The organism is Streptomyces sp. NPDC017676 (assembly GCF_044329325.1).
Lineage (GTDB): Bacteria > Actinomycetota > Actinomycetes > Streptomycetales > Streptomycetaceae > Streptomyces.
Window position 1 is genome coordinate 848,160 of record NZ_JBIRJA010000001.1, and the last position, 22,650, is coordinate 870,809.

Here is a 22,650-nt window from a genome sequence, read left to right on the forward strand (position 1 = left end):
GTAGGCGGGAAGTCCGCCATGCGGAATCCACTGTCCGCCATACGGTTACCCGGTGAGGACGGCAACCTCGTCACCCGTCGTCTCCTCACCGGGGTAGCGCACCCCGATCCGCTCCCGCACCGCGTCCAGCGTGCGCATCACCGCGAGCGTGCCCTCCAACGGCACCAGCGGCGACTCCTTCTCGCCCGCGCGCAGCGCCCGCATCACCTCCGCCGCCTCGTGCCGCAGGCTGGTGCGCGGCCCGTCCGCCGGGTCGGCGACGAACTCCTCGGGGTCACGGCCGTCCCGGTGCAGCACGAACCGGTCCGGATGGAAGAAACCGGACGGGATGTCGATCCGGCCCCGCGAACCGGTGACCGACGCGGTGACCGCCGTACCCCCGACGATCGAGCAGTGCAGCGAGGCCAGCGCGCCGCTCTCCCAGGACAGCACCGCGCCCGTCTGGAGATCGACGCCCTCGGACGACAGCACCGCGCTCGCGGCGACCCCGTCCGGCTCGCCCAGCAGCAACTGCGCGAACGACACCGGGTACACGCCCAGGTCCAGCAGCGCCCCGCCGCCCAGCGCCCGATCCCGCAGCCGGTGCGCCGCCGGGAAGGGACCGGCCAGGCCGAAGTCGGCGTGCACGGTCCGCACCTCGCCGATCGCCCCGTCCTCCACCAGCGCCTTCAGCCGCCGGACCAGCGGGTTGCAGTACATCCACATCGCCTCCATCAGGAAGCGGCCCCGCTCCCGCGCCAGCGCGACGAGTTCCTCGGCCTCACGCAGGTTCAGCGTGAACGGCTTCTCGCACAGCACGTTCCGGCCCGCCTCCAGGCACAGCCCGGCCGCCGCCCGGTGCGCCGCGTGCGGAGTGGCGACGTACACGACGTCGACGTCCGGGTCCGCCGCCAGCGACTCCCAGTCGCCGTACGCCCGCTCCACCCCGAACCGCTCGGCGAACGCCTCCGCCGACTCCCGCCGGCGCGAGGCCACCGCCACGATCTCCGCGCCCGGCAGATCGACCAGATCCGCCGCGAACGCCGCCGCGATCCCGCCCGTCGCCAGGATCCCCCACCGCACGCTCTCTCCCGCCATCCCCGCCCTCGCTCATCCGTTCCTCGGCAGTGTGTACGAGCTGAGAGCATAGGTGCCGGTCGTGTCAGCGACACCGATGTCACACAAGCAGGGAGGAGCACATGCCGGACCACGCGGCGGCAGCGACACCGGAACAGGACCAGCGGCCCACCTCCGCCTCCGCACCGTCATCGACCCGCGCAGCACGCCCCACCGGCGCCCTCGTCACCTTCCTCCTTGGCGGCCTCACCGCGACCACCCCGCTCGCCATGGACATGTACCTGCCGTCGCTGCCGGAGGTCACCCGCTCCCTGGACGCCCCCGCCGTCACCGTCCAGCTCACCCTCACCGCCTGCATGGCCGGGCTCGCGCTCGGCCAGCTGGTCGTCGGCCCCCTCAGCGACCGCTGGGGCCGGCGCCGCCCGCTGCTCGCCGGACTCGCCGTCTACCTGGCCGCCACCGCGCTGTGCGCCCTCGCGCCCACCGTCGAGACGCTGATCGCCTTCCGGCTGGTGCAGGGCCTCGCCGGCGCGGCCGGGGTGGTCATCGCCCGGGCCGTCGTCCGCGACCTGTACGACGGCGTCGCCATGGCCCGCTTCTTCTCCACCCTCATGCTGATCTCCGGGGCCGCCCCCATCGTCGCGCCGCTCGTCGGCGGGCAGATCCTCCGGGTGACGGACTGGCGGGGCGTGTTCCTGGTGCTCACGGTGGTCGGTGCCGCGCTCACCGCGCTGGTCTGGGTACGGCTGCCGGAGACCCTCCCGCCGGGCGAACGGCACAGCGGCGGAACCGGCGAGGCCCTGCGGGCGATGCGCGGCCTCCTCGCCGACCTGCCCTTCACCGGCTACATGCTCGCCGGCGGCTTCGCCTTCGCCGCGCTGTTCGCCTACGTGAGCGCGTCCCCCTTCGTCGTCCAGGAGATCTACGGCGCCTCCCCGCAGACCTTCAGCCTGCTGTTCGGCCTCAACTCCGTCGGCCTGGTGGCCGCCGGCCAGTTCAACGGCAAGGTGCTGGTCGGCCGGGTCAGCCTGGACAAGGTGCTCGCCGGCGGCCTGGCGGTGATCGTGCTCGCCGCGACCGCCCTGCTGCTGATGGCCACCGGCGTCTTCGGCGACACCGGTCTCGTCCCCGTCGCCGCCGCCCTATTCGTCCTGATGTCCGCCATGGGCGTCACCCTGCCCAACGCCCAGACCCTCGCCCTCCTGCGCACCCGGCACGCCGCCGGCTCCGCCTCCGCGCTGCTCGGCACCTCCTCCTTCCTCGTCGGCGCGGTCGCCTCCCCCCTCGTCGGCGTCGCCGGGGAGCACACCGCCGTCCCGATGGCCGTCGTCCAGCTGGCCGGAGCACTGGTCGCGGTGGCCTGCTTCGTGGGAATGTGCCGTCCCTGGGCGACACGGGCGACCACCCGTGCCGGGTCGGAGGGAGACGAGAGCTGAGCGCACCGAGACTGCGCGCCGGCACGGCGGAACGGGCCGGACTCGACCCCGTCGAACTCGGTCACCTGGTCGACGAGGCGCACGCCCTCACCGCCGGCGAGCACCCCTGGGCGTCCGGCGCCGTCGTCCTGGCCGGCCGCGGACCCGTGATCGCCGTGGCCGAGGCCGCGGGCTGGGCCGTCCGCTACGCCGCCCACGACCCCGACACCGGCGCCGGCGTGGAACTGCCGCCGGCCGCCCGGGTCCCGGCCACGGTCGGCACCCCCTTCGACCTGGCGTCCCTCACCAAACTGTTCACGTCCGTCGCCGCCGTGCAGCAGATCGAACACGGCACCCTCGGCATGGACGCCCGCGTCGGCGACTACCTGCCCGACTTCCACGCCGCCGCCGCACACGGCATCACGGTCCGGCAACTGCTCACCCACACCTCCGGCCTGCGCCCCGAACTGCCCCTGTACGACTGCCCCGACGACGCCACCCGGCTCGACCTGCTGCGCGCCGAGGCCCCGTCCGGCGAGGTGGGCCGCTACGTGTACTCGGACCTGAACATGCTCCTGCTCCAGTTCCTCCTGGAACGCGTCACCGGGCGGACCCTCGACGTCCTCGTGCGGGACTGCATCTCCCGGCCGCTCGGCATGACCGCCACCACGTTCGGGCCCTGCCCCGGCGCCGCGGCCACCGAGGACCAGCGGCGGCCGTGGGCGAAGGCCGACCGGGGGATGCTGCGGGGCGTGGTCCACGACGAGAACGCCTGGGCGCTCGGCGGGGTCGCCGGCCACGCGGGTCTCTTCTCCACCGCGCCCGACCTGGCCATCTTCTGCCGCGCCCTGCTCGCCGGCGGCTCCTACGGTCCCGCGCGCATCCTCGGCCCCGACTTCGTGGAGCTGCTGTTCACCCCGCCCGGACTGGGCTTCCACCTGGACCAGCCGTGGTTCATGGGCGAACTGGCGGGCCGCGGCGCGGCGGGCCACACGGGCTTCACCGGCACGGCCCTGATCCTGGACCGGGCGACGGACACCTTCCTCGTCCTCCTGGCCAACACGGTCCACCCGAAACGCCGCCCCCCGGACAACGGCCCACGAGCGAGACTGGCGACACACTTGGCGAGAGCGGTCGTCTGAGAACCACCCGAGCCGAGTGCCATGACGGTGCCTTCTCGGCCGACCGAGCCGGACCCCGTGGCTGTGCCTTCCCAGCCGACCGAGTCGGGTGGTGGGTGGGCATAGGCGCCGGGGGTCTGGGGGCGGAGCCCCCAGCGGGCTCGCACCGGCGCCGGGCGCCATAGAATCGCCAGGTGAACGACCCCCTCCGCACAGCCCTGGCCGAGCTGCTCGACGGCCTGCCCCCCACGGAGGTCACCGCCGCCGTGGACCGGCTGATCGCCAACTACCGCGGCGACACCCCGACCCACGCGCCGATCCTCCGCGACCGCGCCGACGTGGCCGCGTACGCCGCCTACCGCATGCCCGCCACCTTCGAGGCCGTCCACTCCGCGCTGGAGGCGTTCGCGGCGACCGTCCCCGGCTGGGCCCCCGGCAGCCATGTCGACGTGGGCGGCGGCACCGGCGCCGCGACCTGGGCCGTCGCCGCCACCTGGCCCGGCGAGCGCGGCGTCACCGTGCTGGACTGGGCCGAACCCGCCCTCGCCCTCGGCCGGGAGATCGCCGCCGCCAACCCGGCCCTGAAGGACGCCCGCTGGCAGCGCGCCCGGATCGGCAAGGACCTCAGCCTGGACGCCACCGACCTGGTCACGGTGTCGTACGTCCTCAACGAACTCGCCGAGACCGACCGCGCCGCCCTCGTCGACGCCGCCGCCGGCGCCGCGGGGACCGTCGTGATCGTCGAGGCCGGCACCCCGGCCGGCTACGCGCGCGTCATCGAGGCCCGCGACCGGCTGGTCCGGGCCGGCTTCCGCATCGCCGCCCCCTGCCCGCACAGCGCCGCCTGCCCCATCGCGCCCGGCACGGACTGGTGCCACTTCTCCGCCCGCGTCGGCCGCTCCTCCCTGCACCGCCAGGTCAAGGGCGGCTCACTGGCGTACGAGGACGAGAAGTTCTCCTACGTCGCCGCCACCCGGCTGCCCGCCGCGCCCGCCCCCGCCCGCGTGGTCCGGCGCCCGCAGATCCGCAAGGGCCAGGTGCTGCTCGACCTGTGCGAGACCGAGGAGCGGCTGCGCCGGACGACGGTCACCAAGCGCCACGGCGACCTGTACAAGGCGGCCCGGGACGCGGACTGGGGCGACGCCTGGCCGCCGTACGACTCCGCGCCCTGAACCCCGCGCCCCGACGAGTGTCGTAGCCCGCCCCCGCCGCTTGTTACTTTCGACCCCATGGTCAGCAAGCCCGCACCCGACGCCACCCGCCGCAGCGAGAAGTCCCGCCGGGCCATCTACGCCGCCGCCCTCGCCCTGGTCGGGGAGGTCGGGTACCCGAGGACCACCGTCGAGGCCATCGCCGCCCGGGCCGGGGTCGGCAAGCAAACCATCTACCGCTGGTGGTCGTCCAAGGCGGACGTCCTGCTGGAGGCCTTCCTGGACCTCGCCGAGCAGGCGGCGCGGGCGGCGGGGCAGGAGGTGGACGCCATCCCCGACACCGGTGACCTGGCCGCCGACCTCAAGGCGGTGCTGCGGGCCACGGTGGACGAGCTGTTCGACCCGCGCTTCGAGGCCCCGGCGCGGGCGCTGGCCGCGGAGGGGGTCGTCAACGAGCAGCTCGGCCGCGAGGTCGTCGCCAAGCTGCTGGAACCGCAGCTCCAGCTGTACGTCGCCCGGTTGCGCTCGGCCCAGGACGCGGGCGCCGTACGAGCCGACGTCGACCCCCGGATCGCGCTGGAGCTGTTCGTCTCCCCGCTCGCGCAACGCTGGCTGCAACGGAGCGGGCCGGTCTCGTACGCGTACACGGACACCCTCGTCGAGTACGCCCTGCACGGAATCGCCCCGCGTTGAACCGTCCGCCCGCCCAAGGGTGACTGTCGGCCACTCGCCTGCGGCGACCCCCCGAAGCACGCGAAGATGGGACGATAAGGCATGCTGTCCGCACACCAGCGAGGCGACCACCAGACCGAGGGGATAGATGAGCGCGACGTTCGGCGGCCGGAGCGGCCGGCAGGGCAAACTCTCCCAGTGGCTGCTCGGACGCCGCCCGAAGGAGACCGCCGCGGACGACGGCGGCCGTGAGACCCTGCTGCTCGCAGCCGCCGCGGCGGGCCTGCCCCTCGCCCCCGCCGCGCACCCCTCCGACGGCTACCGCTGCTCCTGCGACCGCGTGGGCTGTCCCACCCCGGCCCGGCACCCGGTGTCGTTCGCCTGGCAGACGCAGTCCACCACGGACCGCGCCCAGATCGAGCGCTGGGCCCGGCACCAGCCGGCGGCGAACTTCATCACCGCCACCGGCATGGTGCACGACGTGCTGGACGTGCCCCTGGAGGCCGGCCGCGAGGCGCTGGACCGGCTGCTCGGCTCCGGTGTCGAGGTCGGCCCGGTCGCCGAGAGCGACGACGGCCGCATGCTGTTCTTCACCCTCACCCGCGGCACCCCCGAGGACGAGGACGAGTGGTGGCCCTGCGAGCTGGACTGCCACCCCGAGACGATGGACGAGCATCCCGGGCTGCGCTGGCACTGCCGGGGCTCCTACGTCCTCGTACCGCCCGCCCGGCTGCCCGGCGACGCCGACCAGCGGGTGCGCTGGGTGCGCGGCCCGGAGCATCCGCTGCCGGACCCGCTGACCCTGCTGGAGGCGCTCACCGACGCCTGTGCCCGGCACCCGGGCACCGAGCCCGGCCACCACGGCACGGCCTGGCCCCTGCACCACTGACGGGCCGGCGGCCCCCGCTTCAGCTCGCCCTACTCGCCCTGCGCGGACGTCAGCCCCTGCACCCGCCCCAGCATCCGCACCGGGCCGCTGCCGGCCGGGTCGAGCACGGCCTGGTTGGCGATCGACTCCAGCGTCAGGGACTGCTTCACCTCGCCCTTGATCAGGGCCTGCACGTCCTTGTTCGGGACCGGCACGGTGGCGCCCGTGTAGGCGGTCTGCTTCTCGTAGTGGTGCGTGGTGAAGAACACCAGCGCCCCGCCGTCCGCCGTGCGCAGCGCGAGCGGCGCGTAGTCGCCGTGGGTGAGCGGTTCGTCGATGAACTGCCGGACCAGGCCGGGCTTCTTGGCCTCCTTGGCGCGGTCCGCGCGCAGCCCGCTGGTGTCGCGACCGTCCGCGAAGGAGTTCCCGCCGTTCTTCAGGTAGTCGGCGTACGCCTTGCTCAACTCGTCCGGGCGGACGGCCAGTCCGCCGGTGCCGGCCGGTACGGCCTCGGCCCAGCCGTCCTCGTCCGTCTTGAACGCGGGGACGGTGCCGGGGGCCATGAGCGTCAGATAGCTCACCTGCCAGCGCTCGCCGAGGTCGCCCCGGGTGAAGACCAGCACCCAGCGGTAGTTCCCGCCCTTGTTGCCCCGGGCGTCGGCGACGAACCAGCGCGGCCAGCCGGCCTTCTCCGGGATCGTGATCTTCACGTCGGTCAGCGTCAGCGGGGTGTGGTTCGCGTTCCCCGACGGGCTGTTGACGTGCCCGGCCCGCAGCCGGGCGGAGTCGATGTCGGAGAGGGCGCCGGTGACGTAGGGCGCGTCCAGGGAGCTGTCGTAGGCCTTGTCGGCCTTGTTGTACGCGTCCGTGAACGCGGTGAGCGCCTTGGCGGCCTCGGCGCGGGTGGTCGCGGGAAGCACCACCCGCTCCCCGTGCACCACCACGCATCCGCTCGCGGTCAGCGACAAAGCGGTCAGCGAGGCCGCTATGAGTGCGTTCCGGTCACGCCTGCGAAGCCGCGGACGGCTGCGTTCCCTGGTCATCGGGCTCCTTCACCTTCCCCTTCCCGGAGGCGAACCCTACCGGGGAGAGGAACAGCGCGAGCACCGGGACCAGGTACAGCGCCCACACCGTGATCTGAAGGACCGTCGGGTCAGGCTGGAAGTTGAACACGCCCTTCAACAGGGTGCCGTACCAGCTGTCCGGCGGGATGGCGCCGCTGATGTCGAAGGCCAGGTCATTGAGGCCCGGGATCCAGTCGGCCTCCTGGAGGTCGTGGAAGCCGTACGCCAGCACGCCCGCCGCGACCACGACCAGCATCCCGCCGGTCCAGGTGAAGAACTTGGCCAGGTTGATCTTCAGGGCGCCCCGGTAGAACAGCCAGCCGAGGAGGACGGCCGTGGCGAGGCCGAGGGCGACGCCGATCAGCGGGCGCGGGGTGCCGTCGCTCGCCGCGTGCACCGACGCCCACACGAACAGCGCGGTCTCCAGGCCCTCCCGGCCGACCGCGAGGAACGCGGTGGCGACCAGCGCGCCCGTGCCGAGGGCGAGGGCGGCGTCCAGCTTGCCGTGCAGCTCCGACTTCAGGTGCCGCGCGGTGCGCCGCATCCAGAACACCATCCAGGTCACCAGGCCCACGGCGACGATCGACAGGGAGCCGCCGAGGGCCTCCTGCGCCTGGAACGTCAGCTCCTGGGAGCCGAACTCCAGGGCGCAGCCGAAGCCCATGGCGATGGCGATCGCGATGCCGATGCCGATCCAGATGGGCCTCAGGGCGTCCTTGCGGCCGGTCTTGACCAGGTAGGCGATCAGGATGCAGACGACGAGCGACGCCTCCAGACCCTCGCGCAGGCCGATCAGGTAGTTGGAGAACATGGGCTATGCCCCCTTCGAGAACAGCGTGCGGCCCCACCAGTCGCCGGAGTCCCGGACGCCGGGCGGCACCGCGAAGACCGCCGAACCCACGTGCTGGATGTACTCGTTGAGCGCGTCGTGCGCGGCGAGGTTGCGCTGGAGCGGGATGAACCCCTTGCGCACGTCCCGCTGGTAGGCGAGGAAGAACAGGCCCGCGTCCAGGCGGCCGAGGCCGTCGGTGCCGTCGGTGAAGGAGTAGCCCCGGCGCAGGATGGTGATCCCGTTGTTGGAGTCGGGGTGCGCGAGCCGCACGTGCGCGTCGGGCTTCATCGCCTTCAGGAACGGCTCGTCGTGCTCCTTGGCCTTGCCGACCGGGGCGCCCTCGCGCTTGTCCCGGCCGAACACGTCCTCCTGCTCCTGGAGCGAGGCGCGGTCCCAGGTCTCGATGTTCATCCGGATGCGCCGGGCGACCAGGTACGACCCGCCGGTCATCCAGTCCGGCCCGTCCTCCTCGCCGACCCACACGAACTTCCTCAGCCGGTCGGTCTCGGTGCCCGCGATGTTGCGGGTGCCGTCCTTGAAGCCCATCAGGTTGCGCGGGGTCTGCGCGTCCGGGGTGGTCGAGGAGGTCTTGCCGAAGCCGAGCTGGGACCAGCGGATGGCGACCTTGCCGAAGCCGATCCGGGCGAGGTTGCGGATGGCGTGCACGGCGACCTGCGGGTCGTCGGAGCAGGCCTGCACGCACAGGTCGCCGCCGGTGCGGGACCTGTCCAGGTTGTCGCCGGGGAACTTGGGCAGGTCGACCAGGGCCTCGGGCCGCTGGTCCTTCAGCCCGAACCTGTCGAAGAGCGACGGACCGAACCCGATGGTGAGCGTCAGCCGGGACGGCTGGAGCCCGAGCGCCTCACCGGTGTCGTCCGGCGGGGCCTCGGCGAGTCCGCCGTAGGCGCCCTCGCCGACGGCCTTGCCCGCGGTCATCCGGCGGGCCGCCGCCGTCCAGTCCTTGAGCATCTGGACGAACTCTTCGCGGTCGTCGGTCTTCACGTCGAACGCGGCGAAGTGCAGCCGGTCCTGCACCGGGGTGGCGATGCCGGCCTGGTGGGCGCCGTGGAACTCCACCGCGCCGCCGGTCTCGGCGGCGGCCGGGTCCATGTCGTCGCCCGTCCTGGCCATGGCCACGGCCCCGCCGGCCACGGCGGCCCCGAGCGCGAGCCCGGCACCGCCCCAGCCGATCAGCGCGCGGCGCGACGGATTGGACTGGGTCTCCTGGGTCTCGGTCATCGCCTCTGCCCCCTCGCTTACTTCACGACCGCGGCGGCGAGCTTGGACAGCGGCTCGGCGAGCGCGTTCACCGCGTCCGACAGCTCCTTGCGCTGGTCCTTGGTGACCTTGTCGTAGGAGACGAAGTCGTAGGACGTCTTGTCCGTCCGGTACTTGTCGAGCAGCGTGTCCAGCGCCGCGAACTGCTTGTCGAGTTCCTTGGTGAGCGCCGGGTCGTTCTTCGTGGCGACCGGCTTCAGCAGCTCGTAGGCCTTCTGGGCGCCCTCGACGTTGCCCTTGAAGTCGACCAGGTCGGTGTGGGCGTAGCGGTCCTCCTCGCCGGTGACCTTGCCGGTGGCGACCTCGTCCAGCAGCTCCTTGGCGCCGTTGGCCATGGAGGTCGGGGTGATCTCGGCCTTGCCGACCCGGCCCTGCCAGTCCTTGAGGTCCGTCAGCAGCTGGTCGGCGAGGGTCTTCTCCTCGGCGCCGATCTTCTTGTCCTGCCAGAGGGCCTTCTCCAGCCGGTGCCAGCCGGTCCACTTCTGGCCGGGTTCCAGGCCGTCCTCGCGGACGTCGACCTTCGGGTCGATGTCGCCGAAGGACTCGGCGACCGGCTCGGTGCGCTCCCAGCCGAGGCGGGAGAGGCCGTAGGACTTCTTCGCGGCCTCCAGGTCGCCGTCCTTGACCGCCTTCACGAAGGCCTCGGCCTTCGGCAGCGTCTCGTCGGCCTGGTCCTGCGCGTACTGGCGGTACTCGGCGACGGCCGAGTCCAGCTTCGGGTCACGCTTGGCGGTGCTGCTGCCGCCGGTCACGGTCAGCTTCTGCCGCACGCCGTGGCCCTTCATGCCGGGCCGGCAGGCGATCTCGTACGAGCCGGCCTTCACCTCGGCGGTGAGCGTGTACTTGGTGCCCGGACCGATGTTCTCCTTCTCGGAGACGATCCGGTCGTCCGGGAACAGGATCTCGACCTCGGTCGCCTTCGAGCCCGTGTTCTCGATCTTCAGCGTGACCTGGCCGGCCGGCACCGACGTGCTGGAGGTCTCGCACTTGGAGTCGGCGGCCGTGACCTGGATGGCGTCACCGTCCTTGGCATCGCTTTTCGCGGTGCAGGCCGAGAGGGCGGTCAGAGCCGCCGCGGTGGCGGCGGCGGTGACGGTCAGTCGGACGGCGCGCATGCAGGCTCCAAGCGGATCTGGTCTGGTGAGGCTGCCCTAACTTACATGAGGCTATCCTCACCCATACCCCTCCCTCCCGTGATTCAGCTCTCATGGAAAGATCACGAAGCGGTCGCCCCGGCCGCGATGCTTCAATTCCCCGGTGACTGACTACGACGTACTCCGCGTCTTCTGCGGGCCGGACGGCGGCTACGGCAACGAACTGGGCGTCGTCCGCGACGGCTCGGTGCTGCCCGAGCGGAGCGACCGGCAGGCGCTGGCGGCCAAACTCGGCTTCAGCGAGACCGTGTTCGTGGACGACCCCGAGCGCGGAGTGATCGACATCTACACCCCCACCCTGCGCCTGCCCTTCGCCGGCCACCCCTGCGTGGGCACGGCCTGGCTGCTCGACGTGCCGGAACTGGTCACCCCCGCCGGGGTCGTCGGGACCCGCCTGGACGGCGAGTTCACCTGGATCGAGGCCCGCGCGGAGTGGGCGCCCCCGCGCACCCTGCGCCGCTACGCGAGCGCCGCCGAGGTCGACGCCCTCGACGTGCCGCCGCCGGGGGAGTGGGTCTACGCCTGGGCCTGGGAGGACGAGGCGGCCGGGCGGGTGCGGGCCCGCGCCTTTCCGGGGCGCGACGACGGCATCGAGGAGGACGAGGCCACCGGGGCGGCGGCGCTGCTCCTCACCGACCGGCTGGGCCGGGCGCTGAACATCACCCAGGGCAAGGGCTCGCAGCTCCTGACCGCCCCCCAGCCGCACGGGTGGATCGAGGTCGGCGGACGGGTCCACCTGGAGCGCTGACGCGTACGCGCGTCCGGGTGATCGTTCGAGTCCCCGTTCGGGTGGATCCGCGTGTGCGCGCGCAGGCCGACGGGGACGAACGGGGACCTGTGGGCGTGACCACTGACCCCTCCCCGAGAGGAGCACCATGCGCATCAGATCAGTCCTGGCCGCGACGGCCCTCGCCGCCGCGCTCGCCGCGTCCGGCGCGACGACGGCCAGTGCCGCCCACCACGAGACCAAGACCGACGACGAGGCCGTCTGCAGCCCGTACGCCGGCACCCTCACCTCGCTGGAGAACCACCTGACGTGGTCGGGCGCCCACTGCGTCGGCCACCTGCGCTGATCCGGCCCGGGTCCCCTCCCGCGCGCGGCGGGGGGCCCGGTCGCACCGGGGCTCTCAGGCGGAGCGCGGGAACTCCTCGCCCAGGGCCCGGAAGACGGCCGCGTTGAGCGTGAACGCCCGCTCGCACTCGGCCACGACCCGCTGCCTCTCCAGGTCGTCGACCCGGATCCCGTCCAGCAGTTCGCGGTAACCCCGCTTGAACGCGGCCGGGCCGGCGATCCGCTCGAAGACGTAGAAGCGGACCCCGTCGCCCTTCCTCGCGAAGCCCCACGTCCGCTCCGCCGTGTCCCGGACGACCTGCCCGCCCGAGAGGTCGCCCAGGTACCGGGTGTAGTGGTGGGCGACGTAACCGCCCGGCCAGCGCTCGGCGCACTCCCGCACCCGGTCCGCGTACGCCCTGGTCGCGGGCAGCGCGCTCAGGCCCGCCCGCCAGCCCGGACCGCGCAGATGGGCCAGGTCCCGCTCCAGCGCGGGCAGCCGGAAGAGTTCGGGCCGGATGAAGGGGCCCGCCACCGGATCCGCCGTCAGCCGTCCGGCCTTGGTCTCCAACGCCTCGTAGAGGAACCAGAGTTGTTCGGTGTAGCGCGCGTAGGCCGCCACCCCGAGCCGGCCGCCGAGGAGGTCGCTCATGAACGGCGAGGTCCGCACCGCCGCGTGCCGGCCGCGGGAGGCGGTGCGGATGAGGGACGAGAAGGAGTCCATGGGCACGCCCTCCTTGCCGACAGCCTGTCGGTAAAATCGTACAAGAGAAAGCCCGCCCCGGCAGGGAGCGGGCTCACCGCGCGGGTCGAGCGGCGCTCAGGGGAGGGTCAGGATGTCCGCGCCGGTCTCCGTCACCACCAGCGTGTGCTCGAACTGGGCGGTCCGCTTGCGGTCCTTCGTCACGACCGTCCAGCCGTCGTCCCACATGTCGTACTCGTGCGTGCCCAGCGTGAGCATCGGCTCGATCGTGAACGTCATCCCCGGCCGCATCACGGTCGTCGCGTGCGGGCTGTCGTAGTGCGGGACGATCAGCCCGGAGTGGAACGACGTGTTGATGCCGTGCCCGGTGAAGTCCCGCACCACGCCGTAGCCGAACCGCTTGGCGTACGACTCGATGACCCGGCCGATGACATTGATCTGCCGGCCGGGCCTGACGGCCTTGATCGCCCGGTTCAGCGCCTCGCGGGTGCGCTCCACCAGCAGCCGCGACTCCTCGTCCACCTCACCGACCAGGTAGGTGGCGTTGTTGTCGCCGTGCACCCCGCCGATGTACGCCGTCACGTCCAGGTTGACGATGTCGCCGTCCCTCAGGACCGTCGAGTCGGGGATGCCGTGGCAGATGACCTCGTTGACCGAGGTGCACAGCGACTTCGGGAAACCCCGGTAGCCGAGCGTGGACGGGTAGGCGCCGTGGTCGCACATGTACTCGTGGGCGACCTTGTCCAGCTCGTCCGTGGTGACCCCCGGCGCGACGAGCTTCGCGGCCTCCGCCATCGCCTGTGCGGCGATACGGCCGGCGGTCCGCATCGCCTCGATGGTCTCGGGGGTCTGCACCTCCGGCCCGGTGTACGGCGCCGGCGCGGGCTTGCCGACGTACTCGGGGCGGCGGATGTTTCCGGGAACCGAACGGGTGGGGGACAGCTCCCCTGGTACGAGCAGCGACTGGCCAGACATGCAAGCGAGTCTAACCAGCGGACATGGGGGAACATGTCGGTGGCGAGAGGAGCTGTCCATGGCCCTGTTCAAGAAGCGCACCGTCGGCAAGCCGGGCGAGTGGTACTACTGCCTGGAACACAAGAAGGTCGAGGAGGGCCCGGACTGTCCGGGCAAGGACCGCTTCGGGCCGTACGCCTCCCCGGAGGAGGCCCGGCGCGCGATGGAGACCGCCGCCGAGCGCAACCTCCAGTGGGAGAACGACCCGCGCTGGCACGACGCGCCCGCGGGGGGCGGCACCGGCGGCACCGACGAGGACTGATCACGCCGACACGGCCGCGCGCCGCTCGCGCATCCGTACCGCGTGCTCGTTCGTCCGGGCGTCGTACGTCATCAGCCCCGGAAGGCACAGCGCCAGCAGACCCACCGCGCCCGCGCACGCCAGGCCACCGGACCAGACCGAGGCCCGTACGCCCGCCCACGCGGCCATGCCGCCCGCCCGGACCTGACCGAGCTGCGGGCCGACCGAGTACGACAGCAGTTCGATCCCGGCGAGCCTGCCGCGCAGCTCGTCCGGGATCGTCTGGTTCCACATGGCCGCCCGGAAGATCCCGCTGACCATGTCGAAGCCGCCGCCGACGGCGAGGAACAGCAGCACCAGCCAGACGTTCCCGCAGACCCCGGCCGCCGCCACCGCCAGGCCCCACCCGGCGGCCGACAGCACCACCAGCAGCCCGTGCCGGTGCACCCGCGAGGCCCAGCCGCTGGTCAGGCTCACCAGCAGCGCCCCCGCCGGGATCGTCGCGTACATCAGCCCGAGCGCCCACGGGGCGTGCAGGTCGTCGGCGAGGAACGGCAGCACGGCCAGCGGCATGGCCAGGAACATCGCCGCGAGGTCCACGGCGTAGGTGCCGAGGAGCTCCTTACGGCTCCACGCGTAGCGGGCGCCCGCCGCGACGGCCCTCAGATCCGGCTTCGCGGCCTCCTCGGCGGCGGGGGAGGGGGCGATCCGCGCGATGTACGCCAGCGAGACGGCGAAGGTCAGCAGATCGGCCGCGTAGGCCCAGCCGAGGCCCGCGTAGGCCACGACCACGCCCGCGACCGCCGGGCCCGCGACTCCACCGACGGTCCAGCGCAACGAGTTCAGGGAGGCCGCCGCCGGCATGTCGTCGTGGGCGACGATCCGGGGCCACAGGGAGTCCAGGGCCGGGCGCTGCACGGAGACCAGCGCGGAGGAGAGGGCGGCGACGGCGTACAGCGGCCAGACCGCGGGGCGCGGGAGCAGGGCGTTCAGCAGCAGGGCGGCGCTGAGCAGGCCCTGGCCGGCCTCCGTCCACACGATGAGCTTCCGCTTGTCCAGGGCGTCGGCGAGGGCGCCGCCGTAGAGGCCGCACACGATGAGCGGCAGCAGCTCGACGGCGCCGATCGCGCCGACCGCTGCCGCGGACCCCGTCAGGTCCTTGAGCTGGACCGGCAGCGCGACGAAGGTCAGGAAGCTGCCGAAGTTGCTGATCAGACCGGACTTCCACAGGCGCCTGAAGTCGGCGGAGGCTTTCCAGGGGGCGAGGTCGGGGAGGAGGGCTCGGCTCACTGAGGCATGCTCGACGGCCCGGCACGCCGGGGCAACCGTATTTCCCGCCCTTCCCACGGGCCGGTGACTCCCCTCTCGGCGGGTGAGTCGGCTGGGAGGGTGGGCCGTGTCACCAAGGAGCCGGCGGCGGAGCCGTCAGTGCTTCTGTGAGGCGTGACAGGCGGTCCCGGAACCCCCGCCGCCTCCTCGGAGAGCCCCCGTTCTCGCCCGCCGCCGCGCTGACCAGGTGCTGCACGCTGTCCAGGTCCAGCTCCGCCCCCGGAGGCACGGCCAGCGTGTCGTGGGCCATCGCGGCCAGCTCGCCCCCGCCCGCGCCGAGCGCCAGCACCGTCACCCCGGCCCGCCGGGCGTCGTGCACCCGCTCCAGCAGCGGCGCGGGCTCCTCGGGCGCCACGACCAGCAGGGTCTCCCCGCGCCGCGCCGCCGCGATCCGCCCCGGCCCCACCGCCAGATGCGCGGGATCGGAGGGGCGCGCGTGATGCCGTACCAGCGTCGGCGCCAGCTCGGGCGTGCCTGACCACGCGGCCTCGTCCACCAGGTGCGCGGCCAGGTGCCACGGCTCGTACTCCGGCGTGCCCACCAGCAGCAGCCCGCCGCCGTGCGCCACCACCGACCCGCGCAGCACCCCCGCGAACCTCCGGGTGGCCCCCAGCCACTCGGTCCCGGCGAGCACTTCCCGCAGCAACGCGACCCGTACGGCGTCCATGCGACCGCATACTGCCGCAACCGTCCACTCGTGACCCGGAGTTCACCCCGAATTCGCCCGACCCGGGGAGGGGTGACGGACCACCACAGGCCCGAGGAGCCGCCCGATGACCGACGTGACCGTCCCCTTCCGCGCGGGCCACGAGGGATACGCGAGCTTCCGCATACCGGCCGTCGTCGCCACCGGGTCCGGCACCCTGCTCGCCTTCTGCGAGGGCCGCGTCGACTCCGCCGCCGACCACGGGCACATCGACATCGTGCTCAAGCGGTCCACGGACGGCGGGCGCACCTGGGGCCCGCTCCAGGTCGCCGCGGACAACGGGGCGAACCTCGCCGGCAACCCCGCCCCCGTCGTCCTCGACACCGGCCGCGTCCTGCTCGTGCACGTACGCGCCGCCGCCTCCGCCACCGAGGCCGCCATCCTGCGCGGCCAGGTCGCGGACGCCGACGGGCGGCGCGTGTGGGTCCAGCACAGCGACGACGACGGGGTGACCTGGTCCAAGCCCAGGGAGATCACCAAGCAGGTGAAGAAGCCCGGCTGGCGCTGGTACGCCACCACTCCCGGCCACGCCCTCCAGCTCAGCTCCGGCCGCGTCCTGGTCCCGGCCAACCACACGCTGCCGCCCACCGGCACCGACACCGGCGCCGAGGCCAGGTACAACAGCGGCCACTGCCTGCTCAGCGACGACCGCGGCCAGACCTGGTACCTGGGCTACCTGGACGAGAACACCGACGGCTACGTCAACGTCAACGAGACCACCGCCGCCGAACTCCCCGACGGCCGCGTCTACCTCAACACCCGCAACGACTCCCCGTCCCCCGGCAACCGCGCCGACGCCTGGTCCAGGGACGGCGGGAAGACCCTCGTCAAGCCGTTCCGGCCGCAGGCCGGGCTGACCGCGCCGGTCTGCGAGGCCGCCGTGCTCCAGCTCCGCGACCCCGACCTGCTCCTGTTCTCCGCCCCGGCCGACCCCGCCGCCCGCGCCCTGATGACGATCCGGGCCTCCGAGGACGGCGGCGTCACCTGGCGCCCGGCGTTCACCGTCGACGGGCTGCCCGCCGCCTACTCCGACCTGGTCCGCGTCGACCCCGACACCGTCGGGCTGCTGTACGAGACGGGCGACTTCAGCGCCTATACGACGATCACCTTCCGCCGGGTGCCCGTACACCGGCTGACCTGAGCCGGTACGGACCCGGCGGCGGACGTAGAGTCGGCCCATGACCTCTACCGACAGCGCACAGACCCCTGCCAAGGCCCCCGCCAAGGACCCCTGGGACCTGCCCGACGTCTCCGGGTACGTCGTCGGCGTGCTCGGCGGCACCGGGCCGCAGGGCAAGGGCCTCGCCTACCGGCTCGCCCGGGCCGGCCAGAAGGTGATCATCGGTTCCCGCGCCGCCGAGCGGGCCCAGGCCGCCGCCGCGGAACTCGGTCACGGCGTCGAGGGCGCCGACAACGCCGAGACCGCGCGCCGCAGCGACATCGTGATCGTCGCCGTACCGTGGGAGGGCCACGGCGACACCCTGAAGTCGCTGCGCGAGGAGCTGGCCGGGAAGCTCGTCGTGGACTGCGTCAACCCGCTCGGCTTCGACAAGAAGGGCGCCTACGCCCTCAAGCCGGAGGAGGGCAGCGCCGCCGAGCAGGCCGCCGCCCTGCTGCCGGACTCCCGGGTCGCCGCCGCCTTCCACCATCTGTCGGCCGTGCTGCTCCAGGACCCGGAGATCGAGCAGATCGACACCGACGTCATGGTGCTCGGCGAGGAGCGCGCCGACGTGGAGATCGTGCAGGCGCTGGCCGGGCGCATCCCCGGCATGCGCGGCGTCTTCGCGGGCCGGCTGCGCAACGCCCACCAGGTCGAGTCGCTGGTCGCGAACCTGATCTCCGTCAACCGCCGGTACAAGGCGCACGCCGGGCTCCGCGTCACCGACGTGTGAGCCGGATCCGGCCATGGGGGACACTGGTGGCCTCAAGCAGTGTCCCCCGACAGCATCCGGAGCCGACCCCCATGCCCCTCCTGCCCCCGCCCAGCCCGACCCGGCGACTCGCCCTCTACACCTTGATCGTCTGCCTCCTCGCCGTGGCCGCCGCGGTCGTCTCCTTCGTCCGGGGCAGCTGGCTGGGCATCGTCTGGGTGCTGCTGGCGGGCCTGTCCTCCAACATGACCTGGTACTACGTCAAGCGTGGGAAGACGGCCCGCAACGGGTCCGTCACGAGCTGACCGCGGAGCAGTACTCGTCGGTGTCCTGCCAGAACCGGTACAGGTCCTGACCGCAGTAGCGGGAGAAGTCGTCCACGTTCAGCGCCCGCAAGATCGAGTCGATCACGTCGAAGAACGCGTTGTTGACCGACGGCACCCACAGCAGCGCGAACACGAACAGCAGCCCGAACGGCGCGAACGGCTCCACCTGCCGCTTCACGCTGTACGACAGCCACGGCTCGATCACCCCGTAGCCGTCCAGGCCCGGAACCGGCAGGAAGTTCAGCAGCGCCGCCGTCACCTGGAGCAGCGCGAGGAACGCCAGCGCGAACCGGAAGTCCGCGGGCACGCCGTCCAGCGCGTCCAGCCAGAACGGGGCCGTGCACACCGCCGCGAACAGCACGTTCGTCAGCGGGCCCGCCGCCGAGATCAGGCTGTGCCGCCAGCGGCCCCGGATGCGGGCCCGCTCGATGAACACCGCGCCGCCGGGCAGACCGATCCCGCCCATGATCACGAACAGCACCGGGAGCACGATGCTCAGCAGCGCGTGCGTGTACTTCAGCGGGTTCAGCGTGAGGTAGCCCTTCGCGCCGACCGTGATGTCCCCGCTGTGCAGGGCGGTGCGGGCGTGCGCGTACTCGTGCAGGCACAGGGAGACGATCCAGGCCGCCGTCACGAACAGGAACACCGCGATGCCCGGCTGCGCGGCGAACCCGCTCCAGGCGGCCCAGCCGGTCACCGCCGTCACGGCCAGGATGCCGACGAACACGGGACTGATCTGCCGGTCGCCGTGACGGGTGGTGGCGGTGGTCATGGGCGAGCTCCTGTGCTGCGGCCGGGGACGGTCGGGAACTGCGACCGTACCGGCCGCGGACACGAGGGGAAAACGTCTCGCGGTGGCCGTCCGGTTCCGGGAAGGTGAAGGAATGCCACGGATCAGGGTGTATTACGCGGATTGGCAGATGGAGTGCTGCGGCAGACCGTTCGCCGTCGGCGACGAGGTCGCCTGGCGGCTGGTGCCGGCGGGTGAGGAGGACGACTGCTACGGCGCCACGGCGTGGGTGGAGAATCACGGCGGGCCCGACGAGGAGACGGTCGGCCGCGTGGACGCCGTCGAACTGGTGCACCAGCAGTACGTGGTCCACACCGACCCGCGCGCCCGCGAGCGCGTCGACCGGGCCCTCGACCCGGACGAGGAGCCCGGCGGGCTCGTCCTGCTCCCGTCCCCGTACCGGTGGGAACCGGTTCCCGGCGCCCACGTCCTGGAGCCGGTGGCCGCCTGCCCGAAGTGGTTCGCGGAGGAACACCCCGGACCCGGTCCGGGCCCCCGGCGGATCCGCCGCACCACGGGCGCGCTCGTCACCCTGGACGTCACCGGCACCAGGTCCGTCCGCCGCCGCCCCCGGAAACCCCGCCGCACCCGGGGTTCCGGACACGGCTGAGACCCCGCCGAGGGTCTCCGGCGGGGTGGCGTCGCGGGCGTGGGGATCGCGCCGGCGGTCCGCGGGGCGCCGCCCGCCCCCGGACTCCCCGGCGCCGCGCCGGAGGAGCCCGGTGACTGGCGCTGATCCCTCCAGGGACAATGGACCCCGTGCGCTATCGGCTGCTCGGCACCACCCAGGCGATCCGCCCCGACGGTACGGCCGTTCCGGTCGGCGGGGCGCGGCTGCGTGCCCTGCTGAGCGTGCTCGCGCTCAGGACGGGGCGGACCGTGCCCGCCGGTGTGCTGGTGGACGAGGTGTGGGGCGCCGACCCGCCCGCCGACGCCACCGGCGCCCTCCAGGCACTCGTCGGCCGGCTCCGCCGGACCCTCGGTGCCGACGCGGTCGTCTCCTCCGACGGCGGCTACCGGCTCACCGCCGCCCCCGACGACGTCGACCTCGGCCGCTTCGACCGGCTGACCGGCGACGGCCTCGCCGCCCTCGCAGACGGCGACCCGGCCAAGGCCGCCGCCGTCCTCGACGACGCCCTCGCCCTGTGGCGCGGCCCCGCCCTCGCCGACCTGCCCGACCGCACCGCCGAGGCGGCCCGCTGGGAGACCCGCCGGCTCGACGCCCTGCGCGCCCGGCACACCGCCGCCCTCGCCCTCGGCGAGGCCGAGCGGGCGCTGCCCGAGCTGACCGCCCTGTGCGACAGCCACCCGCTGGACGAGCCGCTCCAGGCGCTGCGCCTGCGCGCCCTGCGCGACACCGGCCGCCCCGCCCAGGCGCTCGCCGCCTACGAGGACGTACGACGTCTCCTCGCGGACCGGCTCGGCTCCGACCCCGGCCCCGAACTGCGCGCCCTGCACGCCGAGCTGCTGCGCGAGGAACCGGCCGAGCGGCCCGCCGAGGCCCGCCCGGGCAACCTGCCCGCCCGGCTCACCTCCTTCGTCGGCAGGGAAGCCGACCTCCGGACCATCGGCGCCGACCTGGCCACGGCCCGCCTGGTCACTCTCCTCGGGCCCGGCGGCGCCGGCAAGACCCGGCTGTCCCAGGAGGCCGCCGAGGCGGTACGGCACACCGTCCGGGACGGGGTGTGGCTCGCCGAGCTGGCCCCCGTGGACGCCTCGGACGCCGTACCGCAGGCCGTGCTCACCGCGATCGGCGCCCGCGAGACGGTGCTGCACGGCGCCGGCGTGGACGGCATGCGCGCGGTCTCCGACCGGCACGGCGACCCCGTCGAACGACTCGTGGAGCACTGCGCCCGGCGCCGCATGCTGATCATCCTGGACAACTGCGAGCACGTGGTGGACGCCGCCGCCCGGCTCGCCGAGCACCTGCTGGCCCGCTGCCCGGAGCTGACCGTCCTCGCCACCAGCCGCGAACCCCTCGGCGTGCCGGGGGAGCTGGTGCGGCCCGTGGAGCCGCTGCCCGAGCCGGTCGCGCTGCGGCTGCTCGCCGACCGGGGCGCGGCGGCCCGCCCCGGCTTCCGGGTGGAGGACGACCCGGAGGCGTGCGCCGAGATCTGCCGCCGCCTGGACGGACTGCCCCTCGCGATCGAGCTGGCGGCGGCCCGGCTGCGCATCCTGACACCCCGTCAGATAGCGGACCGGCTGGACGACCGCTTCCGGCTGCTCACCTCCGGCAGCCGCACCGTGCTGCCCCGCCAGCAGACCCTCAGAGCCGTGGTCGACTGGTCCTGGGACCTGCTCGACGAAGCCGAACGGGACGTCCTCGCCCGGCTGTCGGTGTTCGCCGGCGGCTGCGACCTGGCCGCCGCCGAGGCGGTGTGCGGGCCGGCCGCCCTGGACGCCCTCGGCTCCCTGGTCGACAAGTCCCTGGTGGTGGCCGCCCCCGCGGCCGACGGCGGCATGCGCTACCGGCTGCTGGAGACCGTCGCAGAGTACGCCGCCGAACGCCTCGCCGAGACCGGCCACCGCGCGGAGGCCCAGCGTGCCCACCTGACCCACTACCGGGAACTCGCCCGCACCACCGACCCGTTGCTGCGCGGCCGCGAGCAGCGTGCCGCCATCGACCGGTTCCAGCTGGAGTACGAGAACCTGCGCACCGCCTTCCGGCACGCCGTCGCCGAACGCGACGAACAGGAGGGCCTGTGCCTGGTCCTGTCCCTGTTCTGGTTCTGGCAGATGCGCGACCAGCGCATCGAGATCCGCTCCTGGTGCCGGGAGGTCATGGCGCTCGGCCCCGACCCGTTCACCGAACCGGTCCGCCGCGCCGAACCGGTGTGGCAGCGCTGCACCGACGCCCCGCCGCCGTACACCGGGGAGATCCTCGCCGAGGCCCGGCGCGGGGTCCATCTGGCCCATCTGGCGTGCATGGACACCGAGATGGACCTCTGGCAGACCCCCGAGGCGAAGGCGAAGCTCCGCGCCGTCGCCCAGGCCTACGAGCCCGGCCTGCCGCAGACCTGCCGGCCCCCGGGCATGCTGTGGTTCTTCGCCGGGCTGCTGACCGGCGGCACCGACCGGGTGCGCACCATCGTGGACGCCAACGTGCGGACCTGCCGGGAGACCCCGGGCTACGAGTGGGAGCTGGCCGGCGCCCTCCACCTGCGCGCCAACCTCCTGGCCAACCGCGCCTCCTGGGCCGGTGACGCCACCCGCGACGCCGAGGAGTCCCTGGAGATCTACCACCGGCTCGGCGACGCCTGGGGCACCACCGAGGCCCTGTCCGCCCGCGGCGAGGCCAACGAGCGCAAGGGCGCCTACAGCGAGGCCGCCGCCGACTACCAGGCCGCCATCGAACACGCCGAACGCCTCGGTGCCCGCGGCCAGGTCGACGTACTCCGCGCCCGGCTGGGGAGCGTGCTCGTGCAGGCCGGCGAGAGCGAACGCGGCGAGCGGATGCTCCGTGACGTCGCCATGAGCGAGGCGGGCACCCCCAACGAGGCTGTGCCCTTCGCGCGGCTCTTCCTCGCCGGCTGGCTCAGCCTGACCGGCCGCACCGCGGAGGCCCGCGAACAGCTCCGGCTGACGCGCGAGGAGGTCACCATCGCGCGCTTCGTCGTGTTCGACGCGCTGATCACCTCCCAGGAGGCATGGGTGGACGCCGTGGACGAGCGCACGGAGGAAGCCCTCACCCGGGTCCGCAAGGCCCTCCGTCTCGCCTCCGACCCGTTGTCCGAGGCCCTCAACCCGCACCTGAACTCCATCTGCCTCACCATCGCGGCGATGGCCCTCGCCCGCGCCGACGGCGGCAGCCGCGCCGCCGACGCCGCCCGCTGCCTGGGCGCCGCCGACGCGCTGCTGCCGCCCGGCCACGTCCCCTCCGACGTGGAGCGGCGGTGCCACGCCGTGACCGAGGCGCGGATACGGCAGGCGCTCGACCCGCGGTCGTACGAGGCCGCGTACGCCGAGGGCGGTGGCCTCTCCCTCGCGGAGGCCACCGCCCTGGTCTGA

The 22,650-nt window shown here is 73.4% G+C and carries 23 protein-coding genes; 13 read left to right on the forward strand and 10 right to left on the reverse strand.

Going from position 1 to position 22,650, the window contains the following annotated elements; translation table 11 throughout:
- Positions 1–45: 45 nt before the first annotated feature.
- Positions 46–1,077 carry a Gfo/Idh/MocA family protein gene (locus ACH4LD_RS03805; protein WP_398053500.1) on the reverse strand — a complete coding sequence of 344 codons (1,032 nt, stop codon included), beginning with the start codon at positions 1,075–1,077 and terminating at the stop codon, positions 46–48.
- A gap of 101 nt (positions 1,078–1,178) precedes the next feature.
- Between ACH4LD_RS03805 and ACH4LD_RS03810 the strand changes: the two genes are divergently transcribed.
- From ACH4LD_RS03810 to ACH4LD_RS03830, 5 genes are all read left to right on the forward strand, one after another.
- Positions 1,179–2,492, forward strand: a complete 1,314-nt coding sequence (locus ACH4LD_RS03810; RefSeq protein ID WP_398053501.1) for a multidrug effflux MFS transporter — start codon at positions 1,179–1,181, stop codon at positions 2,490–2,492.
- Positions 2,432–3,613, forward strand: a complete 1,182-nt coding sequence (locus ACH4LD_RS03815; protein WP_398053502.1) for a serine hydrolase domain-containing protein — start codon at positions 2,432–2,434, stop codon at positions 3,611–3,613. Before ACH4LD_RS03810 ends, ACH4LD_RS03815 begins: the two co-directional genes overlap by 61 nt.
- A 173-nt stretch (positions 3,614–3,786) precedes the next feature.
- Positions 3,787–4,764: a small ribosomal subunit Rsm22 family protein gene (locus ACH4LD_RS03820; RefSeq protein WP_398053503.1), complete on the forward strand. Its 978-nt coding sequence runs from the start codon at positions 3,787–3,789 to the stop codon at positions 4,762–4,764.
- A gap of 57 nt (positions 4,765–4,821) precedes the next feature.
- Positions 4,822–5,436, forward strand: coding sequence for a TetR/AcrR family transcriptional regulator (locus ACH4LD_RS03825; RefSeq protein WP_132783731.1), 615 nt, complete (start codon positions 4,822–4,824; stop codon positions 5,434–5,436).
- Between the two features lie 127 nt (positions 5,437–5,563).
- The gene (locus ACH4LD_RS03830) at positions 5,564–6,304 is read left to right on the forward strand and encodes a bifunctional DNA primase/polymerase (RefSeq protein ID WP_398053504.1); all 741 of its coding nucleotides are present in this window, start codon (positions 5,564–5,566) and stop codon (positions 6,302–6,304) included.
- Positions 6,305–6,333: 29 nt separating this feature from the next.
- Here ACH4LD_RS03830 and ACH4LD_RS03835 read toward each other — a convergent pair whose 3' ends face one another.
- Genes ACH4LD_RS03835 through efeO form a run of 4 tightly spaced genes read right to left on the reverse strand, consistent with a single transcriptional unit; the run spans position 6,334 to position 10,572 of the window.
- Positions 6,334–7,326, reverse strand: a complete 993-nt coding sequence (locus tag ACH4LD_RS03835) for a hypothetical protein (protein WP_132783733.1) — start codon at positions 7,324–7,326, stop codon at positions 6,334–6,336.
- On the reverse strand, positions 7,286–8,158 hold the full coding sequence (gene efeU / locus ACH4LD_RS03840; RefSeq protein WP_132783734.1) for an iron uptake transporter permease EfeU: 873 nt from the start codon (positions 8,156–8,158) through the stop codon (positions 7,286–7,288). Before efeU ends, ACH4LD_RS03835 begins: the two co-directional genes overlap by 41 nt.
- Before the next feature lie 3 nt (positions 8,159–8,161).
- A complete protein-coding gene (gene efeB, locus ACH4LD_RS03845; protein ID WP_398053505.1) occupies positions 8,162–9,418 on the reverse strand; it encodes an iron uptake transporter deferrochelatase/peroxidase subunit in 1,257 nt (418 codons plus the stop codon).
- Between the two features lie 17 nt (positions 9,419–9,435).
- Positions 9,436–10,572: an iron uptake system protein EfeO gene (efeO, locus tag ACH4LD_RS03850; RefSeq protein ID WP_398053506.1), complete on the reverse strand. Its 1,137-nt coding sequence runs from the start codon at positions 10,570–10,572 to the stop codon at positions 9,436–9,438.
- 142 nt (positions 10,573–10,714) lie between these two features.
- Between efeO and ACH4LD_RS03855 the strand changes: the two genes are divergently transcribed.
- On the forward strand, positions 10,715–11,359 hold the full coding sequence (locus tag ACH4LD_RS03855; protein WP_398053507.1) for a PhzF family phenazine biosynthesis protein: 645 nt from the start codon (positions 10,715–10,717) through the stop codon (positions 11,357–11,359).
- A 127-nt stretch (positions 11,360–11,486) separates the two neighbouring features.
- A complete protein-coding gene (locus tag ACH4LD_RS03860) occupies positions 11,487–11,684 on the forward strand; it encodes a hypothetical protein (RefSeq protein ID WP_398053508.1) in 198 nt (65 codons plus the stop codon).
- A 54-nt stretch (positions 11,685–11,738) separates the two neighbouring features.
- Here ACH4LD_RS03860 and ACH4LD_RS03865 read toward each other — a convergent pair whose 3' ends face one another.
- Both ACH4LD_RS03865 and map read right to left on the reverse strand, forming a co-directional pair.
- Positions 11,739–12,386, reverse strand: coding sequence for a heme oxygenase (biliverdin-producing) (locus ACH4LD_RS03865; RefSeq protein WP_398053509.1), 648 nt, complete (start codon positions 12,384–12,386; stop codon positions 11,739–11,741).
- A 96-nt stretch (positions 12,387–12,482) separates the two neighbouring features.
- Entirely contained in the window at positions 12,483–13,340 is an 858-nt protein-coding gene (gene map, locus ACH4LD_RS03870) for a type I methionyl aminopeptidase (RefSeq protein WP_398053510.1), read from the reverse strand.
- 58 nt (positions 13,341–13,398) lie between these two features.
- On the opposite strand from map, the gene ACH4LD_RS03875 reads away from it, so the two are divergent.
- Positions 13,399–13,641 carry a hypothetical protein gene (locus ACH4LD_RS03875; protein WP_132783740.1) on the forward strand — a complete coding sequence of 81 codons (243 nt, stop codon included), beginning with the start codon at positions 13,399–13,401 and terminating at the stop codon, positions 13,639–13,641.
- Here ACH4LD_RS03875 and ACH4LD_RS03880 read toward each other — a convergent pair whose 3' ends face one another.
- Positions 13,642–14,910: an MFS transporter gene (locus ACH4LD_RS03880; RefSeq protein ID WP_398053511.1), complete on the reverse strand. Its 1,269-nt coding sequence runs from the start codon at positions 14,908–14,910 to the stop codon at positions 13,642–13,644.
- A 109-nt stretch (positions 14,911–15,019) separates the two neighbouring features.
- Positions 15,020–15,616 (reverse strand): hypothetical protein, encoded by a 597-nt coding sequence (locus ACH4LD_RS03885; RefSeq protein WP_398053512.1) that lies wholly within the window; start codon positions 15,614–15,616, stop codon positions 15,020–15,022.
- A gap of 106 nt (positions 15,617–15,722) precedes the next feature.
- On the opposite strand from ACH4LD_RS03885, the gene ACH4LD_RS03890 reads away from it, so the two are divergent.
- The 3 genes from ACH4LD_RS03890 (at position 15,723) to ACH4LD_RS03900 (ending at position 17,831) form a co-directional block, all read left to right on the forward strand.
- A complete protein-coding gene (locus ACH4LD_RS03890; RefSeq protein WP_398053513.1) occupies positions 15,723–16,796 on the forward strand; it encodes an exo-alpha-sialidase in 1,074 nt (357 codons plus the stop codon).
- Positions 16,797–16,833: 37 nt separating this feature from the next.
- Positions 16,834–17,547 (forward strand): NADPH-dependent F420 reductase, encoded by a 714-nt coding sequence (npdG, locus tag ACH4LD_RS03895; RefSeq protein ID WP_132783744.1) that lies wholly within the window; start codon positions 16,834–16,836, stop codon positions 17,545–17,547.
- A gap of 71 nt (positions 17,548–17,618) precedes the next feature.
- On the forward strand, positions 17,619–17,831 hold the full coding sequence (locus ACH4LD_RS03900; RefSeq protein WP_398053514.1) for a hypothetical protein: 213 nt from the start codon (positions 17,619–17,621) through the stop codon (positions 17,829–17,831).
- Here the strand turns inward: ACH4LD_RS03900 and ACH4LD_RS03905 are convergent.
- Positions 17,821–18,624, reverse strand: coding sequence for a site-2 protease family protein (locus ACH4LD_RS03905; RefSeq protein ID WP_398053515.1), 804 nt, complete (start codon positions 18,622–18,624; stop codon positions 17,821–17,823). The two genes, ACH4LD_RS03900 and ACH4LD_RS03905, sit on opposite strands and share 11 nt — an antisense overlap.
- Positions 18,625–18,736: 112 nt before the next feature.
- Between ACH4LD_RS03905 and ACH4LD_RS03910 the strand changes: the two genes are divergently transcribed.
- Entirely contained in the window at positions 18,737–19,252 is a 516-nt protein-coding gene (locus ACH4LD_RS03910) for a DUF6578 domain-containing protein (protein WP_398053516.1), read from the forward strand.
- Between the two features lie 140 nt (positions 19,253–19,392).
- Positions 19,393–22,650: a BTAD domain-containing putative transcriptional regulator gene (locus tag ACH4LD_RS03915; RefSeq protein ID WP_398053517.1), complete on the forward strand. Its 3,258-nt coding sequence runs from the start codon at positions 19,393–19,395 to the stop codon at positions 22,648–22,650.

Excerpts from the sequence above, each read along its gene's own strand:
- ACH4LD_RS03805 (WP_398053500.1), bottom strand. The coding sequence starts at position 1,077 with ATGGCGGGAGAGAGCGTGCGGTGGGGGATCCTGGCGACGGGCGGGATC.
- ACH4LD_RS03810 (WP_398053501.1), top strand. The coding sequence starts at position 1,179 with ATGCCGGACCACGCGGCGGCAGCGACACCGGAACAGGACCAGCGGCCC.
- ACH4LD_RS03825 (WP_132783731.1), top strand. The coding sequence starts at position 4,822 with ATGGTCAGCAAGCCCGCACCCGACGCCACCCGCCGCAGCGAGAAGTCC.
- ACH4LD_RS03830 (WP_398053504.1), top strand. The coding sequence starts at position 5,564 with ATGAGCGCGACGTTCGGCGGCCGGAGCGGCCGGCAGGGCAAACTCTCC.
- ACH4LD_RS03835 (WP_132783733.1), bottom strand. The coding sequence starts at position 7,326 with ATGACCAGGGAACGCAGCCGTCCGCGGCTTCGCAGGCGTGACCGGAAC.
- efeU (WP_132783734.1), bottom strand. The coding sequence starts at position 8,158 with ATGTTCTCCAACTACCTGATCGGCCTGCGCGAGGGTCTGGAGGCGTCG.
- efeB (WP_398053505.1), bottom strand. The coding sequence starts at position 9,418 with ATGACCGAGACCCAGGAGACCCAGTCCAATCCGTCGCGCCGCGCGCTG.
- efeO (WP_398053506.1), bottom strand. The coding sequence starts at position 10,572 with ATGCGCGCCGTCCGACTGACCGTCACCGCCGCCGCCACCGCGGCGGCT.
- ACH4LD_RS03860 (WP_398053508.1), top strand. The coding sequence starts at position 11,487 with ATGCGCATCAGATCAGTCCTGGCCGCGACGGCCCTCGCCGCCGCGCTC.
- ACH4LD_RS03865 (WP_398053509.1), bottom strand. The coding sequence starts at position 12,386 with ATGGACTCCTTCTCGTCCCTCATCCGCACCGCCTCCCGCGGCCGGCAC.
- map (WP_398053510.1), bottom strand. The coding sequence starts at position 13,340 with ATGTCTGGCCAGTCGCTGCTCGTACCAGGGGAGCTGTCCCCCACCCGT.
- ACH4LD_RS03875 (WP_132783740.1), top strand. The coding sequence starts at position 13,399 with ATGGCCCTGTTCAAGAAGCGCACCGTCGGCAAGCCGGGCGAGTGGTAC.
- ACH4LD_RS03885 (WP_398053512.1), bottom strand. The coding sequence starts at position 15,616 with ATGGACGCCGTACGGGTCGCGTTGCTGCGGGAAGTGCTCGCCGGGACC.
- ACH4LD_RS03890 (WP_398053513.1), top strand. The coding sequence starts at position 15,723 with ATGACCGACGTGACCGTCCCCTTCCGCGCGGGCCACGAGGGATACGCG.
- npdG (WP_132783744.1), top strand. The coding sequence starts at position 16,834 with ATGACCTCTACCGACAGCGCACAGACCCCTGCCAAGGCCCCCGCCAAG.
- ACH4LD_RS03900 (WP_398053514.1), top strand. The coding sequence starts at position 17,619 with ATGCCCCTCCTGCCCCCGCCCAGCCCGACCCGGCGACTCGCCCTCTAC.
- ACH4LD_RS03905 (WP_398053515.1), bottom strand. The coding sequence starts at position 18,624 with ATGACCACCGCCACCACCCGTCACGGCGACCGGCAGATCAGTCCCGTG.
- ACH4LD_RS03910 (WP_398053516.1), top strand. The coding sequence starts at position 18,737 with ATGCCACGGATCAGGGTGTATTACGCGGATTGGCAGATGGAGTGCTGC.
- ACH4LD_RS03915 (WP_398053517.1), top strand. The coding sequence starts at position 19,393 with ATGGACCCCGTGCGCTATCGGCTGCTCGGCACCACCCAGGCGATCCGC.